We start from the raw sequence: 20,456 nt of genomic DNA, 5'->3' as shown, positions 1-20,456 counted from the left end.
CGATGAGCACTCCCGTCCAGAAGGGCATGCCCGAGCACGTCCGCTACCGGTTGCTCGGTGTGTCGATGTTGCTGGTGGTGGCGCTGCTGCTGGTGCTGACCGTGGCGTTGTTCAACAAGGCCCTCACCCCGGTGGTGAAGGTGAAGGTGGACGCCCAGCGCGCCGGGTTGCAGCTGCTGCCGCACTCGGACGTGAAGGTCCGCGGCCTGATCGTCGGCGAGGTGCGCTCGACCCGCGCCACCGACAAGGGCGCGGTGCTGGACCTGGCGCTGGACCCCGACAAGGCCAAGCTGATCCCGAACAACGTCCAGGCGCGGCTGCTGCCCAAGACGTTGTTCGGCGAGAAGTACGTCGACCTCGGCATCCCGGAGCAGCCGGGGCCGCTGGGGCTGCGCAAGGGCCAGACGATCCCGCAGGACGTCTCGCAGTCGGCGATCGAGATCGACCGGGTGCTGAACAAGCTGCTGCCGCTGCTCCAGGCGGTGCGGCCCGAGAAGCTCAACACGACCCTGAACGCGCTGGCGACGGCGCTCCAGGGCCGCGGCGACCAGCTCGGCCGCAACCTGGAGCAGACCGACGCGCTGCTCAAGAAGATCAACCCCGAGCTGTCGACGCTGGTCTACGACCTCAACGGCCTGGCCGACGTGTCCGACATCTACTCGGCCGCGGCCCCGGACCTGCTCCAGACGTTGCGCAACCTCAACGTCACCAGCAAGACCATCACCGACAAGCAGGGCACGATCGAGGACATCATCCCGATGGTGACCGGGTTCGCGGGGAACGGGAACCGGTTCATGCGGGAGAACGCCCCCAAGATCATCGGCTTCAACATCGCCAACCGCGACGGCCTGGCGCTGCTGGCCGAGTACTCGCCGTCGTTGCCGTGCGTGCTGAACGGCCTGCTCAAGCTGGGCCCGGAGGCCGACCGGGTCGGCGGCAACGGCAAGACCTTCAACCTGACGATCGAGATCGTCAAGCCGCGGCCGGCCTACAAGTACCCGCTGGACCGGCCCGAGGCCAAGGACATGCGCGGGCCGCGCTGCTACAACCTGCCCAACCCGCAGATCCCGTTCCCCGACTACCTGGCGCGCGACGGGACAGAGGACGACCTGTGGTGGAAGAACCCGCACGCGCCCAATGACCCGATCCCGCACCCGACGGCGAACGGCCGCGGTCGCGCGGTGTCGAACGTGTTCGTCGATCCCGGGACCATGAGCGAGAAGGAAAAGATCAAGAACGTGGTCGGGCCGCTGACCCGCACCCCGGCCGACCAGGTGTCCGACCTCGCCGCGCTGCTGTTCGGCCCGGTGATGCAGGGATCGGTGGTGACCGTCAAGTGAAGACCACAGGCGCCGCCGTCAAACTGGTGATCTTCGTGGTGCTGACCTCGCTGGCCACCGGCGTGCTGGCGATGACCATCACCAACCTGCGCTTCGCCGACACCCGCAGCTACAAGGCCGTGTTCACCGACGTGGCCGGGCTGCTGGAGAAGGACGACGTGCGGGTGGCCGGCGTGCGCGTCGGCCAGGTCGACAAGATCGAGCTGTTCGGCCGCAACCAGGCCCGGGTCACCTTCAGCCTCAACCGCGAGGGGGTGTTCCGGGCCGGGGTGCCGGCCTCCACCCAGATGCAGGTCCGCTACCGCAACCTGATGGGCCAGCGGTACCTGGCGATGAGCGAGGGGCCGGGCGCGGCCAACGACTACCTGCGCCCCGGCGGCACCATCCCGGTGTCGCAGACCAAGCCCGCGCTCGACCTCACCGTGCTGTTCAACGGCTTCCGCCCGCTGTTCAAGGCGCTGGAGCCCGACGACGTCAACAAGCTGGCCTTCCAGATCGTGCAGACCCTCCAGGGCGAGGGCGGCACCGTCAACAGCCTGCTGTCGCACGTGGCGTCGCTGACCAACACCCTCGCCGACCGCGACAAGGTCATCGGGGACGTGATCACCAACCTCAACGAGGTGCTGGGCACCATCGACCAGCGGCACACCGAGGTCAACCGGCTGATCACCGACCTGCGCGGCTTCGTGTCCGGGGTCGCCGACGACCGCGAGGCGATCTTCGACTCGGTGGCGGCGATCAACGAGCTGACCGGCACCACCGCCGCGCTGCTGCGCGACGGCCGGGCCGACATCAAGCGCGACGTGGCGGGCCTGCGCACGCTGGCCGGCACGCTGAACGCCAACGAGAGCTACCTGCAGAAGGGCCTGGAGCGCACGCCCAAGCGGCTGGAGGGACTGGTCAACATCTCCTCCTACGGCTCCTGGTTCAACATGTACATCTGCGGTCTCGACGCGCGGGTGCGGCTGCCCGGCGGCCCGGTCTACCAGACCCCGGCGATCGTGAACGAGAACGCGAGGTGCAAGCCGTGAGGATCCCCTTCCGGGAGCGCAACCCGGTCCCCATCGGCCTCGCCGCGTTCGCGATCATCGCCCTGGTCCTGGCCCTGGCGCTGAACCTGCAGAACATCCCGTGGTTCGCCGGCGGCACCAAGCACACCGCCCTGTTCGCCGAGGCCGCCGGCCTGCGGGCCGACGAGGAGGTGCGCGTCGCCGGCGTCAAGGTCGGCAAGGTGACCGACCTGGAGCTGGCGGGCGACCGCGTCAGGGTCACCTTCCGGGTGAACGACGGGGTCAGGCTGGGCGAGCTGACCCGCGCCGAGATCAAGATCAAGACGGTGCTGGGCTCGCACTTCCTGTCGCTGGACCCGCGCGGCGGCGGCACCCTGCGCAAGCCGATCCCGGTGGACCGCACGGCCACGCCGTTCGAGGTGGTCCCGGCCATCAGCGAGCTGAGCCAGCGCATCAGCAAGATCGACTACAAGCAGGTGGCCAAGTCCTTCGACGTGCTGTCGGACACCTTCAAGAACTCGCCGGACGAGATCCGCGCGTCCCTGAAGGGCCTGCGGCGATTGTCGGACACCATCGCCTCGCGCGACGAGGACCTGCACCAGCTCGCCGGGCGGGCCAAGGACGTCTCGCAGCTGCTGGCCGACCGCAACCAGGACTTCACCAAGCTGATCCAGGACGGCGACAAGGTCCTGCAGGCCGTGCAGGCCCGGCGCGCGGTCATCCACCAGCTCCTGATCAACACGGTGGCCCTGTCCCAGCAGGTCAACGCGCTGATCAAGGAGAACGAGGGCCAGCTGCGCCCGATGCTGGACAACCTGGAGCGCGTCAACAGGCTGCTGCTGAAGAACCAGAACAACCTGGACCGGGCGTTGCAGCTGTTCGCGCCCTACACGCGGCAGTTCGCCGACGTCACCGGCACCGGCCGCTGGTTCGACAGCTACATCCAGAACCTCCTCCCGATCCCCGCCTCCATCAAGGACGCCCCCGACAACGACGGGGGAGCCGGGGACCGGGGTCCGGCCAACGGCGGTCAGCAGGGCGGCCAGCAGGGCCGCAAGTCCGGTAACCAGAACAACCCGTTGCCGTTCCTCCCGTGAGCGTGAGCAGGCAGGTCACTCGTGCGTAACTCAGCAACCATCCTCCGCATCGGCGGCGCGGCGCTCGCGCTCGCGGTGCTGGCGGCCGCGCTGGTGCTGCTGCTTCGCGAGCCCAAGCAGCGGTACATGACGGCCTACTTCAGCAAGACCGTGGGTCTGTACTCCGGCGCCGACGTGCGCATCCTCGGCATCCCGGTCGGCAGGGTCACCAGCGTGACCCCGGCCGGCGGCTCGGTGAAGGTCGAGCTGAAGTACGACGCCAAGTACAAGGTCCCGGCCAACGCGCAGGCCGTCATCGTCAACCAGACCCTGGTCTCCGACCGCTACGTCCAGCTCACCCCCGCCTACAAGGGCGGCGAGGTGATGCCGGACAAGGCGACCCTCACCATCAACCGCACCGCGGTGCCGGTCGAGGTGGACGAGATCGGCGGCAGCCTCAACGACCTGAACAAGGCGCTGGGCCCCGAGGGCGCCAACAAGCCCGGCGCCGACGGGCAGGGCTCGTTGTCGCGGCTGCTGGCGGTCGGCGCGCAGACCCTGGAGGGCCAGGGCACCGACATCCGGCAGACCATCTCCGACACCTCCCAGATGCTGAGCACCCTCAGCAACGACCGCGAGGACGTCGCCAAGACGATCGAGAACCTGCGGATCATCACCGGCGCGATGAAGGCCAACGACCAGCAGATCCGGCAGTTCACCGGGCACCTCAACGGGGTGTCGGGCCAGCTGGCGGGGGAGAAGGAGGAGCTGAGCGCGGCCCTCAACACCCTCGCCCCGACGCTGCGCAACGTGCAGCGGTTCGTCAAGGACAACCGCGGGCAGCTGTCGGACAACGTCCGCCAGCTCGCGCAGGTCACCGGCGTGCTGGTCAAGGAGAAGGACGCGCTGGCGGAGTTCCTGGCCAACGCGCCGCTGGCGATCAACAACGTGGCGCGCGCCTACGACCCGATCAGCGGCACCATCCACAACCGCGCCGACCTGCGCCAGTTCCACGACCTGGCCGACTGGATCTGCTCGCTGGCCTACTCGGTGGGCACCCCGGCCAAGCAGTGCCTGGACTTCGTCCAGCCCTACAACGGCATCGGCAAGGCGCTGACCGGGCTCAGCCTGGACCTGTCCTGGATCACCGCGCTGACCACCCACTACGACCCCCAGCCGATCCCGCCGGACGCCTACGGGCCGAACGAGCGGGTCCCCACCGGCGGCACGGGCACCGGCAAGGTGCTGGGGTCGGACGCCAAGAAGAAGACCCAGGCCAAGAGCAAGACCAGCACCCCCGCCGGCAACGGGCGGGCCAAGCCGAGGTCGTTCACCTCGCTGCTCCCCGGAGGTGGCCAGTGACGCGGCACGAGACACGGGGCAGGCGGGTCCCGCTGGTGCGGCTCGCGGTCGCGGCGGTCGCCGGGACGGTCGCGCTGACCGGCTGCGGGTTCCGCGGGGTGGACTCCATCCCGCTGCCCGGCGGCCCCGACCTCGGCGACGACCCCCGCAACGTCAAGGTCGAGTTCGCCAACGTGCTGGACCTGGTCCCGCAGTCGGTGGTCAAGGTCAACGACGTGTCGGTCGGCAAGGTCGACCAGATCGACCTGGCCGGCGGGCCCGGCGGCTGGCACGCGGTGGTCAGCCTCAAGATCCGCAAGGACGTGCGGCTGCCCGACAACGCGATCGCCACCGTCGGCCAGACCAGCCTGCTGGGCGAGAAGTTCGTCGCGCTGTCGCCGCCGGCCAACGAGCCGCCCACCGGCGAGCTCGGCAAGGGCGACGTCATCCCGCTGTCGCGCACCACCCGCAGCACCGAGATCGAAGAGGTGCTGTCGGCGATGAGCCTGCTGCTCAACGGCGGCGGCATCGAGCAGGTCTCCACCATCACCCACGAGCTCCAGGCCGCGATGGGCGGCCGCGAGGCCACCATCAAGTCGGTGCTGCACCGGGTCAACACGTTCGTGGGCACGCTGGACCGCAACCGCTCGTCCATCACCCGCGCCCTGGACAGCATCGACCGGCTCAGCGGCAAGCTGGCCGACGAGCGCCGCACGATCACCGACACGATCGACAAGACCGGCCCGGCCATCTCGGTGCTCAACCGCAACCGCGCCGACCTGACCCGGATGCTGGTGGCGCTGGACAAGCTGAGCCGCACCACCACCGGGGTGATCAACCAGTCGCGCGACGACCTGCTGGCCAACCTGCGGGACCTGGACGTGATCCTGAAGAACCTCAACAAGGCCGGGTCGGACCTGCCCCGGGCGCTGGAGTCCATCGGGTCCTTCCCGTTCTCGCCCAAGTTCGGCAACGTGATCGAGGGCGACTACGGCAACGTGCGGCTGACCATCGACCTGGACTTCGAGTCGATCGCCCGCAACCTGCTGGGCGGCACCGACCTGGAGGACCAGCTCGGCGGCAAGCAGATGCGCGGGATGTTGAAGGTCCCGAACGTGAGCCTGCCGAAGACGCCGCTCGGCGTGCTGCCGCAGATGCCCACCGGCGGCGGGCTGCCGGGTCTCCAGCAACCCACGCAGCCGAAGCAGCCGGCGCAGCCGAACAAGCAGAACAAGCAGCAGCAGCCCGCCAAGAACGACAAGGGCCGCAACCTGCCGGGCGCCATGGGACCCACCGATCTGAAGACCCTGATGACGGGGGGCCTGTCGTGATCCTCAAGCGCGGCGTCAAGATCCAGCTCATCGCGTTCGCCCTGATCACGATCATCGGCGTCACCATCGTGTCGGTGAACTACATCGGGATCGGCCGCGGCGTGCTGGGCCGCGAGTACACCGCCTACGTCGACCTCACCGACTCCGGCGGCGTGTTCACCAACGCCGAGGTCACCTACCGCGGCACCCCGGTCGGCCGGGTCGGGCCGATCCAGCTCACCCGCGACGGCATCAAGGTCAAGCTGGTGCTCGAACGCGGCAAGCGCATCCCGCGCGAGGGCACCGCCGCCGTCGTCGCCAACCGGTCGGCGGTCGGCGAGCAGTACATCGACCTCCAGCCGTCCAGGAACACCGGCCCCTACCTGGACCAGGGCGACCCGTACACGATCCCGCGCCAGCTCACCAAGCTGCCGGTGTCCACCGCCGAGCTGCTGCGCAACGTCGACAACCTCGTGTCGTCGGTGAACCCCCAGCACCTCGGCACCATCGTGGACGAGCTGGACAAGGCGTTCTCCGGGTCGGCCACCGACCTGCAGAAGATCCTGGACGACACCGACCGGCTGCTCCAGACCGCCGACCGCTCCTTCCCCGACACCAAGGAGCTGCTGGACAACAGCCGCACCGTGCTGGACACCCAGCGGTCGCAGGGCGCCAACATCCGCGGCTTCGCCGCCAACCTCAACGAGCTGTCCACCTCGCTGCGCAAGGACGACCCGGCGCTGCGCTCCACCATCGACGCCACCCCCGGCGCGGTGACGCAGGCCAACGGGCTGATCAACGACCTGGCGCCCACGCTGCCGGTGCTGCTGGCCAACATGACCACCACCGGGCAGGTCATCGCCTCCCGCAAGGCGGGCCTGCGGTCGTTGCTGATCCTGTACCCGGTGGCGGTGGCCGGCGCGTTCACCGTGACGCCCGGCGACGGCACCCAGCACCTCGGCCTCGCGCTGAACATCGACCACCCGGCGCCCTGCACCAAGGGCTACGAGGACGTCAAGCGCCGGTGGCCGCAGTTCACCGACCGCAAGGCGCCGCGCCTCGACGTCGGCTGCAAGGAGCCCAAGCAGGGCCCGGCGGCCGTGCGCGGCTCCCGCAACGTGCCGCAGGAGGCGCTGGCCCCCCTGCCCAAGGTGCCGCCCGGCGCCACCGAGGGCGCGGGCTTCCCCTCCGGCGGGGCCGGCGTGAGCGCCAAGCAGCAGGACGCCAAGAGCGAGGCGAAGGGCGCGGAGACCAAGAGCGGCGACGACGGCGAGAACACCGCCGCCGCCCCCGCCGACAGCATCTACGTGCCGCTTTCGTCCAACTCTGTGGAACTCGCCGGGTACGATCCTTCGACCGGCGCGGTCTACGGGCCCGACGGCAAGCGCTACGGCATGGGCCGGACCGGCGGCCAGCAGCGTCTGCTCGGGGACGCCTCCTGGAAGATGCTCCTGTTCGGGCCGCTGGCCAAGTGACGTTCCCGCCCCGGCCGGCGTTCCGGCCGGGGCCGCGGACGCAAGGTGATCGACACGCGATGAAGGAGGCGACGCGATGAAGTACGGCGCGACCGACGCGGTCGATGCCGCGGCGTCGCAGGGCCGCGGTGGCACGGTCACCGCGATCGTCCTGGGGGTGGTCGCCGTGGCGCTGGCCGCGGCGGTGGGGGTGTTCGGCTTCCGCCTGTGGGAGGCCAAGGACCAGGACGACGCCCGCGCGGCGGCCATGCAGGCCGCCAAGCAGACCGGCGTCAACCTGGCCAGCCTCGACTACCGGAACGTGCAGAAGGGCATCGACCAGGTGCTCAGTGGCATGACCGGCGACATCAAGAACCAGTGGGCCACCCAGGCCAAGATCATCGCTGACACCGCCACCAAGACCCAGTCCACCTCCACCGTGCAGAACGTGCGCGCCGGGGTGGTCTCGATCGACGGCGACTCCGCCGAGGCGATCGTGGCGATCAGCGCGACCACCACGAGCCCGAAGGTCCAGAACGGCGCGCCGCGCTACTACCGGTTCGCCATGGACCTCACCCGTGTCGACGGGCGCTGGCTCGTCTCGAAGCTGGGGCTGGTCCCATGACGATGCTCGGGCGCGGAAAGCGCGAGGCCGCCGAGAAGGCGCGCAAGGCGGAGAAGGCCGAGAAGGCGCGGCTGAAGGCCGAGGAGGCCGCCCGGAAGGCCCGCGAGGCCGCCGAGGAGGCCGAACGGGCCGCGGCCGAGGCCGAGGAGGCCGAGAACGCCGCCGAGGCCGAGACCGAGGGCGTCGAGGACGTCCCGCCCGCCAAGGCGAAGACGAAGACGGCCGAGAAGCCCGAAGAGGCCGACGCCGAGGACGACACGCCGGAGACGGACACGGCCGAGGTCACCACGACCGACGCCGACACCGACGAGGAAGAGCCGGCCAAGCCCGTCCTGACCAAGACCGCCACGAAGACCGAGGCCGAGGACGAGCCGGCCGAGGTCGTCGAGACCGACAAGGTCGACGAGGACAAGGCCGCCGACGAGGTCGAGGACGCCGACGACGGCTCAGAGCCCGCCGCCGAGCGCCGCCGCCGCGGCTTCCGCTTCGGCAGGCTGCACTACGCGCTGACGGCCGCCATCGTGCTCCTGGCGGGCGCGCTGGCGTGGATCCTGGTCGCCATGGGCGGCACCTCGCCCAAGATCGGGGACGACGGCGACATCAAGAGCGTCACGTTCGCGGCGGGCCGGGCCGCCCAGGACCTGTCCTCCTACGACTTCCGCACCATCGACGCCGATCTCAAGCGGGCCGCCGGGCACACCACCGGCAAGTTCAAGACCGAGTTCGAGAAGCAGATCGGCCAGGTGAAGCCGTCCGCCACCCAGCAGCAGACGGTGGTGGAGGGCACCGCGGTGAAGACCGCGGTGGAGAGCGTGGACGGTGACAGGGCCGTGGCGCTGGTCTACCTGAACCAGCAGACGGCCAAGGGCACCACCGCGCAACGCACGCCCAGCCAGTACACGCTGCGGATGACCATGCAGAAGGTCGGCGGCCGCTGGCTGGTCGCCGAGCTCCAGATGATCTAGACGATCTCATGGAATGCCGGGCAGCGGCCCGGTGTTGTACCGGGGGACCGCCCTGTTCGGGGCCGGTCCCCCGACCCCCTTCCCACCCCTACTGTCGGGTAACCTGGGGTGGGCTTAAACTATGGCCTTCCTCACTGCAGGTCAGAGCCCGAAAAGTCCAAGTCCGCTCTTGACTCCAGGCCCTGGAGAGGCGATGCTCGCAGGCAACTGTGATGCATACTGCGGGCGTAGAGTTGCGAGCGGTGTACCAGTCGGCTACACTGCCCCTTTGCGCTGCCCTCTGACTATCCACGTGTGAGAGCGTCCCTGCCCTGCCCCCATCTGGGGCGGTTTGCGCGGGTCTTGAACGTGGATCGTCTGGCGTGCGTGTCGTCAGTTACGCCGCGAGCCCTCGGAAGGACCACCTCTTGGCAGCCTCGCGCAACGCCTCGAATACCGCAACCGGTCCGAACCGCGTCTCCTTCGCGCGCATCAAGGAGCCGCTCGAAGTCCCGGACCTCCTTGCTCTGCAGACCAATTCGTTTGACTGGCTGCTGGGTAATGAGAGGTGGAAGGCCCGGGTCGAGGCGGCCCAGAAGGCCGGAAGCAGAAGTGTCCCGACGCAGTCGGGGCTGGAGGAGATCTTTGAGGAGATCAGTCCGATCGAGGACTTCTCCGGGACCATGTCGTTGTCGTTCCGGGATCACCGGTTCGAGCCGCCGAAGTACTCCGTGGAGGAGTGCAAGGACAAGGACATGACCTACTCCGCGCCGATGTTCGTCACGGCGGAGTTCATCAACAACACCACCGGTGAGATCAAGAGCCAAACGGTGTTCATGGGTGATTTCCCGCTCATGACGCCGAAGGGCACCTTCATCATCAACGGCACCGAGCGAGTCGTCGTCTCGCAGCTGGTCCGCTCGCCCGGCGTGTACTTCGAGCGCGCCCTCGACAAGGTCTCCGACAAGGACATCTACGGCTGCAAGGTGATTCCCAGCCGGGGTGCTTGGCTGGAGTTCGAGATCGACAAGCGTGACAACGTGGGTGTGCGCATCGACCGTAAGCGCAAGCAGCCGGTGACGGTGTTGCTGAAGGCGCTGGGGTGGGACGAGGCGCGGATCCGTGAGCGTTTCGGTGCGTACGAGTCGATCAACATCACGCTGGAGAAGGATCACACCTCCGGTCAGGATGACGCGCTGCTGGACATCTACCGCAAGCTGCGTCCGGGTGAGCCGCCGACCAAGGAGTCGGCGCAGACCCTGCTGGAGAACCTGTACTTCAATCCCAAGCGTTACGACCTGGCCAAGGTCGGCCGCTACAAGGTCAACAAGAAGCTCGGCCTCGAACTGGAGATGAACCAGGGCACGCTGACCGAGGACGACGTCGTCGCCACGATCGAGTACCTGGTGCGCCTGCACGCCGGCGAGGAGGAGGGCACCCTCGGCTCGGTCTCGGTGCCGATCGAGGTCGATGACATCGACCACTTCGGCAACCGGCGGTTGCGCACGGTGGGCGAGCTGATCCAGAACCAGGTGCGTCTGGGCCTGGCGCGGATGGAGCGTGTGGTCCGGGAGCGGATGACGACCCAGGACGTCGAGGCGATCACGCCGCAGACCCTGATCAACATCCGCCCGGTCGTGGCCTCCATCAAGGAGTTCTTCGGCACCTCGCAGCTGTCGCAGTTCATGGACCAGACCAACCCGCTGGCCGGCCTGACGCACAAGCGGCGTCTGTCCGCGCTGGGTCCGGGTGGTCTGTCCCGTGAGCGCGCCGGCATGGAGGTCCGTGACGTCCACCCGTCGCACTACGGCCGCATGTGCCCGATCGAGACGCCCGAAGGCCCGAACATCGGCCTCATCGGCTCGCTGGCGGCGTTCGGCCGGGTCAACCCGTTCGGCTTCGTGGAGACCCCCTACCGCAAGGTCGAGAACGGCCGGGTCAGCGAGCAGGTCGACTACCTGACCGCCGACGAGGAGGACCGCTTCGTCGTCGCGCAGGCCAACTCCCTGCTCAACGACGACGGCACCTTCCAGGAAGAGAAGATCCTCGTCCGCAAGAAGGGCGGCGAGGTCGAGCTGATCCCGCCGACCGAGGTCCAGTACATGGACGTCTCGGCGCGGCAGATGACCTCGGTCGCCACGGCGATGATCCCGTTCCTGGAGCACGACGACGCCAACCGCGCGCTGATGGGCTCCAACATGCAGCGCCAGTCGGTCCCGCTGCTGCGCAGCGAGGCCCCGCTCGTCGGCACCGGCATGGAGTACCGCGCCGCCGTCGACGCCGGTGACGTCATCGTCGCCGAGAAGGCCGGCGTGGTCGAGGAGGTCTCGGCCGACTACGTGACCGTCATGAACGACGACGGCACGCGCACCACCTACCGGGTGGCCAAGTTCAAGCGCTCCAACCAGGGCACCTGCTTCAACCAGAAGCCGATCGTGCACGAGGGCCAGCGCGTCGAGGTCAACCAGGTCGTGGCCGACGGTCCGTGCACCGACCAGGGTGAGATGGCGCTGGGCAAGAACCTGCTGGTGGCGTTCATGCCGTGGGAGGGTCACAACTACGAAGACGCAATCATCCTGTCCCAGCGTCTGGTGCAGGACGACGTGTTGTCCTCGATCCACATCGAGGAGCACGAGGTCGACGCCCGTGACACCAAGCTGGGCCCTGAGGAGATCACCCGGGACATCCCGAACGTGTCCGAGGAGGTCCTGGCCGACCTGGACGAGCGCGGCATCATCCGCATCGGCGCCGACGTCGTCCCGGGCGACATCCTGGTGGGCAAGGTGACGCCCAAGGGTGAGACCGAGCTGACGCCGGAGGAGCGGCTGCTGCGGGCGATCTTCGGTGAGAAGGCGCGCGAGGTGCGCGACACCTCGCTGAAGGTGCCGCACGGCGAGCAGGGCAAGGTCATCGGGGTGCGGGTGTTCTCCCGCGACGAGGGCGACGAGCTCCCGCCGGGTGTGAACGAGCTGGTGCGCGTGTACGTGGCGCAGAAGCGCAAGATCACCGACGGTGACAAGCTCGCGGGACGCCACGGCAACAAGGGCGTCATCTCCAAGGTCCTGCCGGTGGAGGACATGCCGTTCCTGGAGGACGGCACCCCCGTCGACATCGTCCTCAACCCGCTGGGCGTCCCCGGCCGCATGAACGTCGGCCAGGTCCTGGAAACCCACCTGGGGTGGGTCGCCTCCCGCGGCTGGAAGGTCGAGGGCGACGACGCCGACTGGAAGCGCCAGCTCAAGGAGCTCGGCGTGGACGAGGCCCCGGCCTGGACCAACACCGCCACCCCGGTGTTCGACGGCGCCCGCGAGGACGACGTCACCGGTCTGATCGAGTCCACCCTGCCCAACCGCGACGGTAACCGCATGGTGGGTCCGGGCGGGAAGGCGCGGCTGTTCGACGGCCGCACCGGCGAGCCCTACAAGGACCCGATCTCGGTCGGCTACATCTACATCCTCAAGCTGCTCCACCTGGTCGACGACAAGATCCACGCCCGCTCGACCGGCCCGTACTCGATGATCACCCAGCAGCCGCTCGGCGGCAAGGCCCAGTTCGGCGGCCAGCGCTTCGGTGAGATGGAGGTCTGGGCCCTTGAGGCCTACGGAGCCGCCTACGCGCTCCAGGAGCTGCTGACCATCAAGTCCGACGACGTGCTGGGCCGCGTGAAGGTCTACGAGGCCATCGTCAAGGGCGAGAACATCCCCGAGCCCGGTATCCCCGAGTCCTTCAAGGTGCTCATCAAGGAGATGCAGTCGTTGTGCCTCAACGTCGAGGTGCTCTCCAGCGACGGCATGTCCATCGAGATGCGCGACACCGACGAGGACGTCTTCCGCGCCGCGGAGGAGCTCGGCATCGACCTGTCCCGGCGTGAGCCGAGCAGTGTCGAAGAGGTCTGATCAACTCAAGGGGAAACAAGTTGCTTGACGTCAACTTCTTCGACGAGCTTCGCATCGGCCTGGCGACCGCCGACGACATCCGCCAGTGGTCCCACGGCGAGGTGAAGAAGCCGGAGACGATCAACTACCGGACCCTCAAGCCCGAGAAGGACGGACTCTTCTGCGAGAAGATCTTCGGCCCGACCCGGGACTGGGAGTGCTACTGCGGCAAGTACAAGCGCGTCCGGTTCAAGGGCATCATCTGTGAGCGCTGCGGCGTCGAGGTGACCCGTGCCAAGGTGCGCCGTGAGCGGATGGGCCACATCGAGCTGGCCGCGCCGGTCACCCACATCTGGTACTTCAAGGGCGTCCCCTCGCGCCTGGGCTACCTGCTGGACCTGGCCCCGAAGGATCTCGAAAAGATCATCTACTTCGCGGCCTACATGATCACCAGCGTGGACGCCGAGCGCCGCGACCGTGACCTGCCGACCCTGGAAGCGCACATCTCGGTGGAGCGCCAGCAGATCGAGCAGGCCCGCGACGCGCAGATCGAGAGCCGCCAGCAGAAGCTGGAGGGCGACCTCGGCGAGCTGGAGGAGGCCGGGGCCAAGGCGGACCAGAAGCGCAAGGTCCGCGACGGCGCCGAGCGCGAGATGAAGCAGCTGCGCGACCGCGCCCAGCGCGAGCTGGACCGCCTCGACGAGGTGTGGAGCCGCTTCAAGAACCTCAAGGTCCAGGACCTGGAGGGCGACGAGCTGCTCTACCGCGAGATGCGCGACCGGTTCGGCAAGTACTTCGAGGGCGGCATGGGCGCCGCGGCCATCCAGGCCCGGCTCCAGAACTTCGACCTCGACGCCGAGGCCGAGAAGCTCCGCGAGATCATCCGCACCGGCAAGGGCCAGAAGAAGGCCCGCGCCCTCAAGCGGCTCAAGGTCGTCTCGGCGTTCCTCAACACCCGCAACAGCCCGCTCGGCATGGTGCTGGACTGCATCCCGGTGATCCCGCCGGACCTGCGTCCGATGGTGCAGCTGGACGGCGGCCGCTTCGCGACCTCCGACCTGAACGACCTGTACCGCCGCGTCATCAACCGGAACAACCGGCTGAAGCGCCTGCTCGACCTCGGCGCGCCCGAGATCATCGTGAACAACGAGAAGCGGATGCTCCAGGAGGCCGTCGACGCGCTGTTCGACAACGGCCGCCGCGGCCGCCCCGTCACCGGTCCGGGCAACCGGCCCCTGAAGTCCCTCAGCGACATGCTGAAGGGCAAGCAGGGCCGGTTCCGCCAGAACCTGCTGGGCAAGCGCGTCGACTACTCCGGCCGTTCGGTCATCGTCGTCGGCCCGCAGCTGAAGCTGCACCAGTGCGGCCTGCCCAAGCAGATGGCGCTGGAGCTGTTCAAGCCGTTCGTGATGAAGCGTCTGGTCGACCTGAACCACGCGCAGAACATCAAGAGCGCCAAGCGCATGGTCGAGCGGGCCCGCCCGGTCGTGTGGGACGTGCTGGAAGAGGTCATCACCGAGCACCCGGTGCTGCTCAACCGCGCGCCCACGCTGCACCGCCTGGGCATCCAGGCGTTCGAGCCGCAGCTGGTCGAGGGCAAGGCCATCCAGATCCACCCGCTGGTCTGCACGGCCTTCAACGCCGACTTCGACGGCGACCAGATGGCGGTGCACCTGCCGCTGTCGGCCGAGGCCCAGGCCGAGGCCCGCATCCTGATGTTGTCCACCAACAACATCCTGAAGCCGTCGGACGGCAAGCCCGTCACCATGCCCACCCAGGACATGGTGATCGGCCTGTACTGGCTGACCACGCAGAAGGACGGCGCACCGGGGGAGGGCCGCGCGTTCGGCTCGATCTCCGAGGCGATCATGGCCTACGACCGCGAGGAGCTGTCGCTGCAGGCCACCGTCCAGCTCCGGCTCAAGGACGTCCCGCCGCCCCGCGGCTGGCAGGCGCCCGAGGGCTACGAGCCCGGCCAGCCGTACCGGCTGGAGACCACGCTGGGCCGCGCGCTGTTCAACGAGACCCTGCCGGCCGACTTCCCGTTCGTGAACGCGGAGATCGGCAAGAAGCAGCTGTCGGCGATCGTGAACGAGCTGGCCGAGACCTACCCCAAGGTCGAGGTCGCCAACGCGCTGGACGCGCTGAAGAGCGCCGGGTTCCACTGGGCCACCCGGTCCGGTGTGACCATCTCGATCGAGGACGTGGTGACCCCGCCGAACAAGGCGGACATCCTGACCTCCTACGAGGCCCGCGCCGACAAGGTGCAGCGCGAGTTCAACCGCGGTCTGATCACCGACGACGAGCGCAAGCAGGAGCTCATCGAGATCTGGAACAAGGCCACCGCCGACGTGGCGGTGGACATGGAGAAGGCGTTCCCCAAGGAGAACCCGATCTGGATGATGATCCAGTCGGGCGCCCGCGGCAACCCCCTCCAGCTCCGCCAGATCGCCGGTATGCGCGGCCTGGTCTCCAACCCCAAGGGCGAGACCATCCCGCGTCCGATCAAGTCGTCCTTCCGCGAGGGCCTGTCGGTCGTCGAGTACTTCATCTCGACGCACGGCGCCCGCAAGGGCCTGGCCGACACCGCGCTGCGCACCGCCGACTCGGGTTACCTGACCCGTCGTCTGGTGGACGTCGCGCAGGACGTGATCGTGCGCGAGGAGGACTGCGGCACCGACCGCACGATCCCGTTCCAGGTCGCCGACAAGCTGTCCGACGGCACGCTGGTCAAGCCGGCCACCACCGAGACCATGCTGATCGGCCGCACCATCGCCGAGGACGTCGTGGTCGACGGCACGGTGATCTTCCCCGCCGACACCGACCTGTCCGACGCCGTGGTGTCGCGCCTGGTCGAGGCCGGCGTGGAGTCGGTGCGCACCCGCAGCGCCCTGGTCTGCGAGGCCAAGATCGGTGTCTGCGCCGCCTGCTACGGCCGCTCGCTGGCCACCGGCAAGCGCGTGGACGTCGGCGAGGCCGTCGGCATCATCGCCGCGCAGTCCATCGGCGAGCCCGGCACCCAGCTGACGATGCGCACCTTCCACACCGGTGGTGTGGCCGGTGGCGACATCACCCACGGTCTGCCGCGTGTGCAGGAGCTGTTCGAGGCCCGCATCCCCAAGGGTGTGGCCCCGATCAGCGAGGTCGCCGGCCGGGTCAAGATCGACGAGACGGAGAAGACCCGCAAGGTCGTCATCGTCCCCGACGACGGCTCGGAGGAGATCGCCTACCAGGTGCCGATGCGCTCGCGCCTGGAGGACGGTGTCCGCGAGGGCGCCCACGTCGAGGTCGGCCAGCAGCTGATCAAGGGCGCGCAGAACCCGCACGAGGTCCTGCGCATCCTCGGCCCGCGCGCGGTGCAGCTGCACCTGGTCCACGAGGTCCAGGAGGTCTACCGCTCGCAGGGCGTGTCGATCCACGACAAGCACATCGAGATCATCGTGCGGCAGATGCTCAAGCGGGTGAACATCCTGGAGTCGGGCGACACCGACCTGCTCCCGGGCGACCTGATCGAGCGTCCGATCTTCGAGGAGCGCAACCGCTCGGTCGTCGCCGAGGGCGGCGTGCCGGCGGCGGGCCGCCCGGTGCTCATGGGCATCACCAAGGCGTCCCTGGCGACCGAGTCGTGGCTGTCGGCGGCCTCCTTCCAGGAGACCACCCGCGTCCTCACCGAGGCCGCGATGCACGCCAAGAGCGACCCGCTGCTGGGCCTCAAGGAGAACGTCATCATCGGCAAGCTCATCCCGGCCGGTACGGGCATGCCCCAGTACCGCAACGTGCGGGTCGAGCCCACCGAGGAGGCGAAGGCCGCGGTCTACTCGGTCGGCTCCTACGACGACGGCGCCGAGTACGCCTTCGGCCAGGGCTCCGGCGAAGCGGTGCCGCTGGAGGAGTACGACTTCGGTCAGTACAACCGCTGACCTCCGGGCCCCGGACGATCCGGGGCCCAGAGTCGGGCAGGGCACGCGGAGGCCGCCTCCCACTTCGGTGGGAGGCGGCCTCCCGCCGTTTCCGGCCCCTTCCCCCGGGCGCCCTCCCGGCCCGGCCGCGCCCGGCCTATGCGGCTTCTTTGCCCGCCGCCCGGGTTCCGCGTTCCCCGGCTCGGGCAGATGAACTGCCGGAGCTGATCGACTGCGGAAGGTGACACTTCCGCTGCGAAGGGTGGTCCTGGACCGCCCGTGGGGGGCATGATGAGGACGCTGGTCACGGCTGCGGGCACGTTGATCATCGGCGGCGGGCTGCTGGTCGCCACCGCCGGGACGGCGGCCGCCGAGGACACCCCGAGGCCGGAGCGCGGACGCTCGCTGATCATCCGCACCGACGACGGCACCGTCCGGCGCGTCGACGAGTTCTCCGGTCTCTGGCCGGGCAGGGGCGTCCGGCCGCGCAGGGACTTCGACCTCTGCGAGGACGTCCTGGGGCCGGTGCTGAAGGGGCTCAGCCTCCTGCCGACCTACAAGCTGCTGTGCGGCGACGACGGGCCGTCAGACGGCGAGCAGGACGGCGAGGACAGGAACGGGCGGCCGCACAACCAGCCCGGCCACTCCGCCCCGCAGGCGCCCACCGCGCCGACCGCCCCGAAGGCGCCGGGACGGCCGATGGCCCCGACGCCGGGCAAGCTGGGATCGCCGGGGACCCCGGGTGCGCCGGGGACGCCGGGCGCCCCCGGAACTCCGGGCCTGCCGGGGACGCCGGACGAGCCGGGGACGGTGGACCTTCCGGACGTGCCGGACGAGCCCGCCGTGCTGATGGTGCCCGACGAGCTGGTCACCGACTGAGCCGTTCCGCCCTTGGACAAGCGCTCTGTCCCTTGATCGCCCCAATAGGGCGTGCGTCACTCTTGTCGGTTTTTTGAATTGCTTGGGGGTTTTGACCCCTGGACCCGGGCAAGGGGGCACTACGTTGCTTGTTGGGGGTGCATATGAGGAAGCTCATCGCGACGACAATGCTGGCCGTCCTCGGAACCGCGGGTGCGGTCTGGGGGCCGGCGGCGGCGCAGGCCGCGCCTGAGAAGCCGAAGGCGCAGGCGGCGCAGACGCAGCGGGCCGAACGGACCACCGGGAACGACTGCCGTACGTATTCGAGCTTCCGCCTGTGCGGGGAACCGAAGCTCACCAAGGCCCAGCGGGACTGCGTCGGCCGGAGCGTGGAGCTCGGGATGACCGAACGGCGCGCCGTCGTGGAGTGCGTCGCCTCCAGGTGAGCCCGTCCGAGTAGGCCGGTCACGACCGTCGAAGCCGCTTCCCATGGGTGGGAGGCGGCTTTGTCGTGTCCGACGGTGGACCGGAGGCGAGATGATCGAGATCATGGATCCCGCGTGACCGCTTCCGCCCCGCGCCGTGGCCGGTGATTTGCGATACCACCGGCGATCGGGGCAGGCTGGAGGCGGAAAGCCCGTCATGGCGGCGTCGTCGCTGGGCGGGGAGGCGGTGAACAAGGTCCGGAGACGGCGTTATGCGCCACGCGTCTGCGGGCAGACAGGCACGGTCCGGGCGGGGTGCCCGGGGCGACGGCGCTGAAGGAGCCCGACGATGACCGAGAATGACGGCACGCAGGGACCGCAGTGGCCGTTGCCTGACGACAAGGACAAGCCCCAGGGCGCGCAGGAGCAGGACAAGGGCCAGAAGCAGGAGCCGCCGGCCCGGCCGATGGGCGACCGCACCGTGGTCTTCGGCGCGCCCCAGCTCGGCGGCCAGCGGCCGCCCGAGGCCCCGCAGGAGCAGACCCCTCCGCCGCCCCCGCCCACGATGGTCGAGCAGCAGCAGCCGCAGACGCCGTACGGGCAGCAGCCCCCGGCGCCGTCCCAGCAGGACTACGGCCAGCAGCCGCAGCAGCCCTACGGCCAGGAGCAGCAGCCGTACGGCCAGGAGCAGGGCCAGGGCTACGGGCAGCAGCCCCAGCAGTACGGCCAGCCCGAGCAGCCGTACGGGCAGCCGCAGCAGCAGGGCTACGCCCAGCAGCCCGGGTACGCGCAGCAGTCCGATTACGCGCAGCGGCCCGAGTACGCCCAGCAGCCCGAATATGCGCAGCGCCAGCCCGACTACGGCCAGCAGCAGCCGCAGCAGCCGTACGGCCAGCCCGAGCAGCAGCCGTACGGCCAGCCCGAGCAGCAGCAGTACGGCCAGGGCGAGCAGCAGCAGCCCTACCCTCAGCAGCCGCACGGCCAGCAGCCGTTCGGCGCTCCCCAGGAGCCGTTCGGCGCGCCCGGCTTCCCGCCGCCCCCCGAGCCGCAGCAGAGCGAGGGGGAGCGCACCCTGATCGTCCCCGGTCCCGGCGCCGGCGAGCCCGGCAAGCCCAAGCACGAGGTGGACGACGCCGCCACGCGGCACTGGTCGCCCGGACCGGACACCCCGGTCGCCTCCGGCCCCGGCCGCAAGCCCGCCGAGGCCCCGGCCGAGCCGTGGCAGGGCCAGGGGCAGGACCAGGGCCAGGGCGGCGACCACGAGCGCACGATGATGGTGCCGCCGCCGGACTCCGGTTTCGGTGCCCAGCCCGGCGCGCCCGTGGCGGGGGAGGACCCGCAGTTCGGCGCCCCGTCCGACCGGCAGGCCGAGGACGCGCGGCCGACCCAGGCGTTCGACCCCGGGCAGCAGGGCGCCGAGCAGCCCTCGCTCGGCGACGCCACCCGCATGGACATCGGCCAGCAGCAGTGGGCCGCCCCCGGCCAGGAGCAGCAGGGCCAGCAGCAGTCGCCCTACGAGCAGCAGGGCCAGGGCTACGGGCAGCAGCCCTACGGCCAGCAGACCCCGCAGCACGGCCAGCAGCAGGGCCAGCAGCCCGGACAGCAGGGCTACGGCCAGCAGCAGTACGGGCAGCAGTCCTACGACCAGCAGCAGGGCGGCGCGCTCCCGTTCGGGCAGCAGTCGCCCTACGAGCAGCAGCAGGGCGGGGCCCAGCAGTTCGGCCAGCAGCCCTACGGCCAGTCCGAGGGGCAGGCCCCGCAGCAGCAGTACGGCCAGCCGGGCGACCAGCAGCAGTACGGGCAGCAGGGGCAGCACGGCCAGCAGCACGGTTACGGCCAGCAGCCCGGCCAGCCCGCGCAGCAGCAGGGGTACGGCCAGCAGCAGTACGGCGACCAGCCCGCCTACCCCGGTTACGACACCACCGGCGAGCAGGGCGGCAAGGACGGCAAGGGCAACAAGAACCTCATCATCATCGCCGCCGCGGTGGTCGTGGTGGTCATCGTCGTGGTCCTCGTCGCCATGATGATGTAAAGACCCGGACACGTCCGAACGCCGACGGCGATCCCGCCCGCAGGGTGGGAACAGCCGTCGGCGTTCCGGCGTTATGGCTACGGGAACATGTCCGGAGAAGGTGTCGCGGGCTTGCGTCGGAGGGGTCGATCACGATAGTGAGAGCTTCGCTTTGACCTTTGGCGCGAGGGTCGGTAACCTCTCTCTTCGTGCCCGCTGTGTGCGGGCCAATCTGCGTGCGCGTCGGCAGGACCTCGTCAGGGGCCGGGCCCAGCGCCGCAAACACTC

At 69.4% G+C, this 20,456-nt stretch carries 13 protein-coding genes; all 13 read left to right on the top strand.

Annotated elements, in window-relative coordinates; genetic code table 11:
- Nucleotides 1-2 precede the first annotated feature (2 nt).
- The 13 genes from AH6_RS31235 (at nucleotide 3) to AH6_RS31175 (ending at nucleotide 20,189) form a co-directional block, all read left to right on the top strand.
- The gene (locus AH6_RS31235; RefSeq protein ID WP_083983648.1) at nucleotides 3-1,340 is read left to right on the top strand and encodes an MCE family protein; all 1,338 of its coding nucleotides are present in this window, start codon (nucleotides 3-5) and stop codon (nucleotides 1,338-1,340) included.
- On the top strand, nucleotides 1,337-2,371 hold the full coding sequence (locus AH6_RS31230) for an MCE family protein (protein ID WP_083983647.1): 1,035 nt from the start codon (nucleotides 1,337-1,339) through the stop codon (nucleotides 2,369-2,371). Before AH6_RS31235 ends, AH6_RS31230 begins: the two co-directional genes overlap by 4 nt.
- A complete protein-coding gene (locus AH6_RS31225; protein WP_067487312.1) occupies nucleotides 2,368-3,447 on the top strand; it encodes an MCE family protein in 1,080 nt (359 codons plus the stop codon). Before AH6_RS31230 ends, AH6_RS31225 begins: the two co-directional genes overlap by 4 nt.
- A 21-nt stretch (nucleotides 3,448-3,468) precedes the next feature.
- A complete protein-coding gene (locus AH6_RS31220; protein WP_245679540.1) occupies nucleotides 3,469-4,788 on the top strand; it encodes an MCE family protein in 1,320 nt (439 codons plus the stop codon).
- Nucleotides 4,785-6,098, top strand: coding sequence for an MCE family protein (locus tag AH6_RS31215; RefSeq protein ID WP_067487310.1), 1,314 nt, complete (start codon nucleotides 4,785-4,787; stop codon nucleotides 6,096-6,098). The genes AH6_RS31220 and AH6_RS31215 overlap by 4 nt, the downstream gene beginning before the upstream one ends.
- Complete coding sequence (locus tag AH6_RS31210; RefSeq protein WP_067487307.1) at nucleotides 6,095-7,552, top strand: MCE family protein; 1,458 nt, start codon at nucleotides 6,095-6,097, stop codon at nucleotides 7,550-7,552. The genes AH6_RS31215 and AH6_RS31210 overlap by 4 nt, the downstream gene beginning before the upstream one ends.
- Nucleotides 7,553-7,628: 76 nt before the next feature.
- Nucleotides 7,629-8,156 (top strand): Rv1363c family protein, encoded by a 528-nt coding sequence (locus AH6_RS31205; protein WP_083983646.1) that lies wholly within the window; start codon nucleotides 7,629-7,631, stop codon nucleotides 8,154-8,156.
- Nucleotides 8,153-9,121 (top strand): Rv1363c family protein, encoded by a 969-nt coding sequence (locus tag AH6_RS31200; protein ID WP_157431832.1) that lies wholly within the window; start codon nucleotides 8,153-8,155, stop codon nucleotides 9,119-9,121. Before AH6_RS31205 ends, AH6_RS31200 begins: the two co-directional genes overlap by 4 nt.
- Before the next feature lie 407 nt (nucleotides 9,122-9,528).
- Nucleotides 9,529-12,996: a DNA-directed RNA polymerase subunit beta gene (gene rpoB, locus AH6_RS31195; protein WP_067487291.1), complete on the top strand. Its 3,468-nt coding sequence runs from the start codon at nucleotides 9,529-9,531 to the stop codon at nucleotides 12,994-12,996.
- Between the two features lie 20 nt (nucleotides 12,997-13,016).
- Nucleotides 13,017-16,895: a DNA-directed RNA polymerase subunit beta' gene (locus AH6_RS31190; RefSeq protein WP_067487289.1), complete on the top strand. Its 3,879-nt coding sequence runs from the start codon at nucleotides 13,017-13,019 to the stop codon at nucleotides 16,893-16,895.
- A 267-nt stretch (nucleotides 16,896-17,162) separates the two neighbouring features.
- Nucleotides 17,163-17,753: a hypothetical protein gene (locus AH6_RS45465; protein ID WP_157431831.1), complete on the top strand. Its 591-nt coding sequence runs from the start codon at nucleotides 17,163-17,165 to the stop codon at nucleotides 17,751-17,753.
- A gap of 143 nt (nucleotides 17,754-17,896) precedes the next feature.
- Nucleotides 17,897-18,178: a hypothetical protein gene (locus tag AH6_RS31180; RefSeq protein ID WP_157431830.1), complete on the top strand. Its 282-nt coding sequence runs from the start codon at nucleotides 17,897-17,899 to the stop codon at nucleotides 18,176-18,178.
- Nucleotides 18,179-18,506: 328 nt separating this feature from the next.
- Nucleotides 18,507-20,189 carry a hypothetical protein gene (locus AH6_RS31175; protein ID WP_067487280.1) on the top strand — a complete coding sequence of 561 codons (1,683 nt, stop codon included), beginning with the start codon at nucleotides 18,507-18,509 and terminating at the stop codon, nucleotides 20,187-20,189.
- Nucleotides 20,190-20,456: the final 267 nt, after the last annotated feature.

This window comes from Actinomadura hibisca NBRC 15177 (assembly GCF_001552635.1).
GTDB classification, from domain to species: Bacteria; Actinomycetota; Actinomycetes; order Streptosporangiales; family Streptosporangiaceae; genus Spirillospora; species Spirillospora hibisca.
The sequence above is the reverse complement of the archived record's forward strand: the minus strand, read 5'-3'. Positions and strand labels throughout refer to the sequence as shown.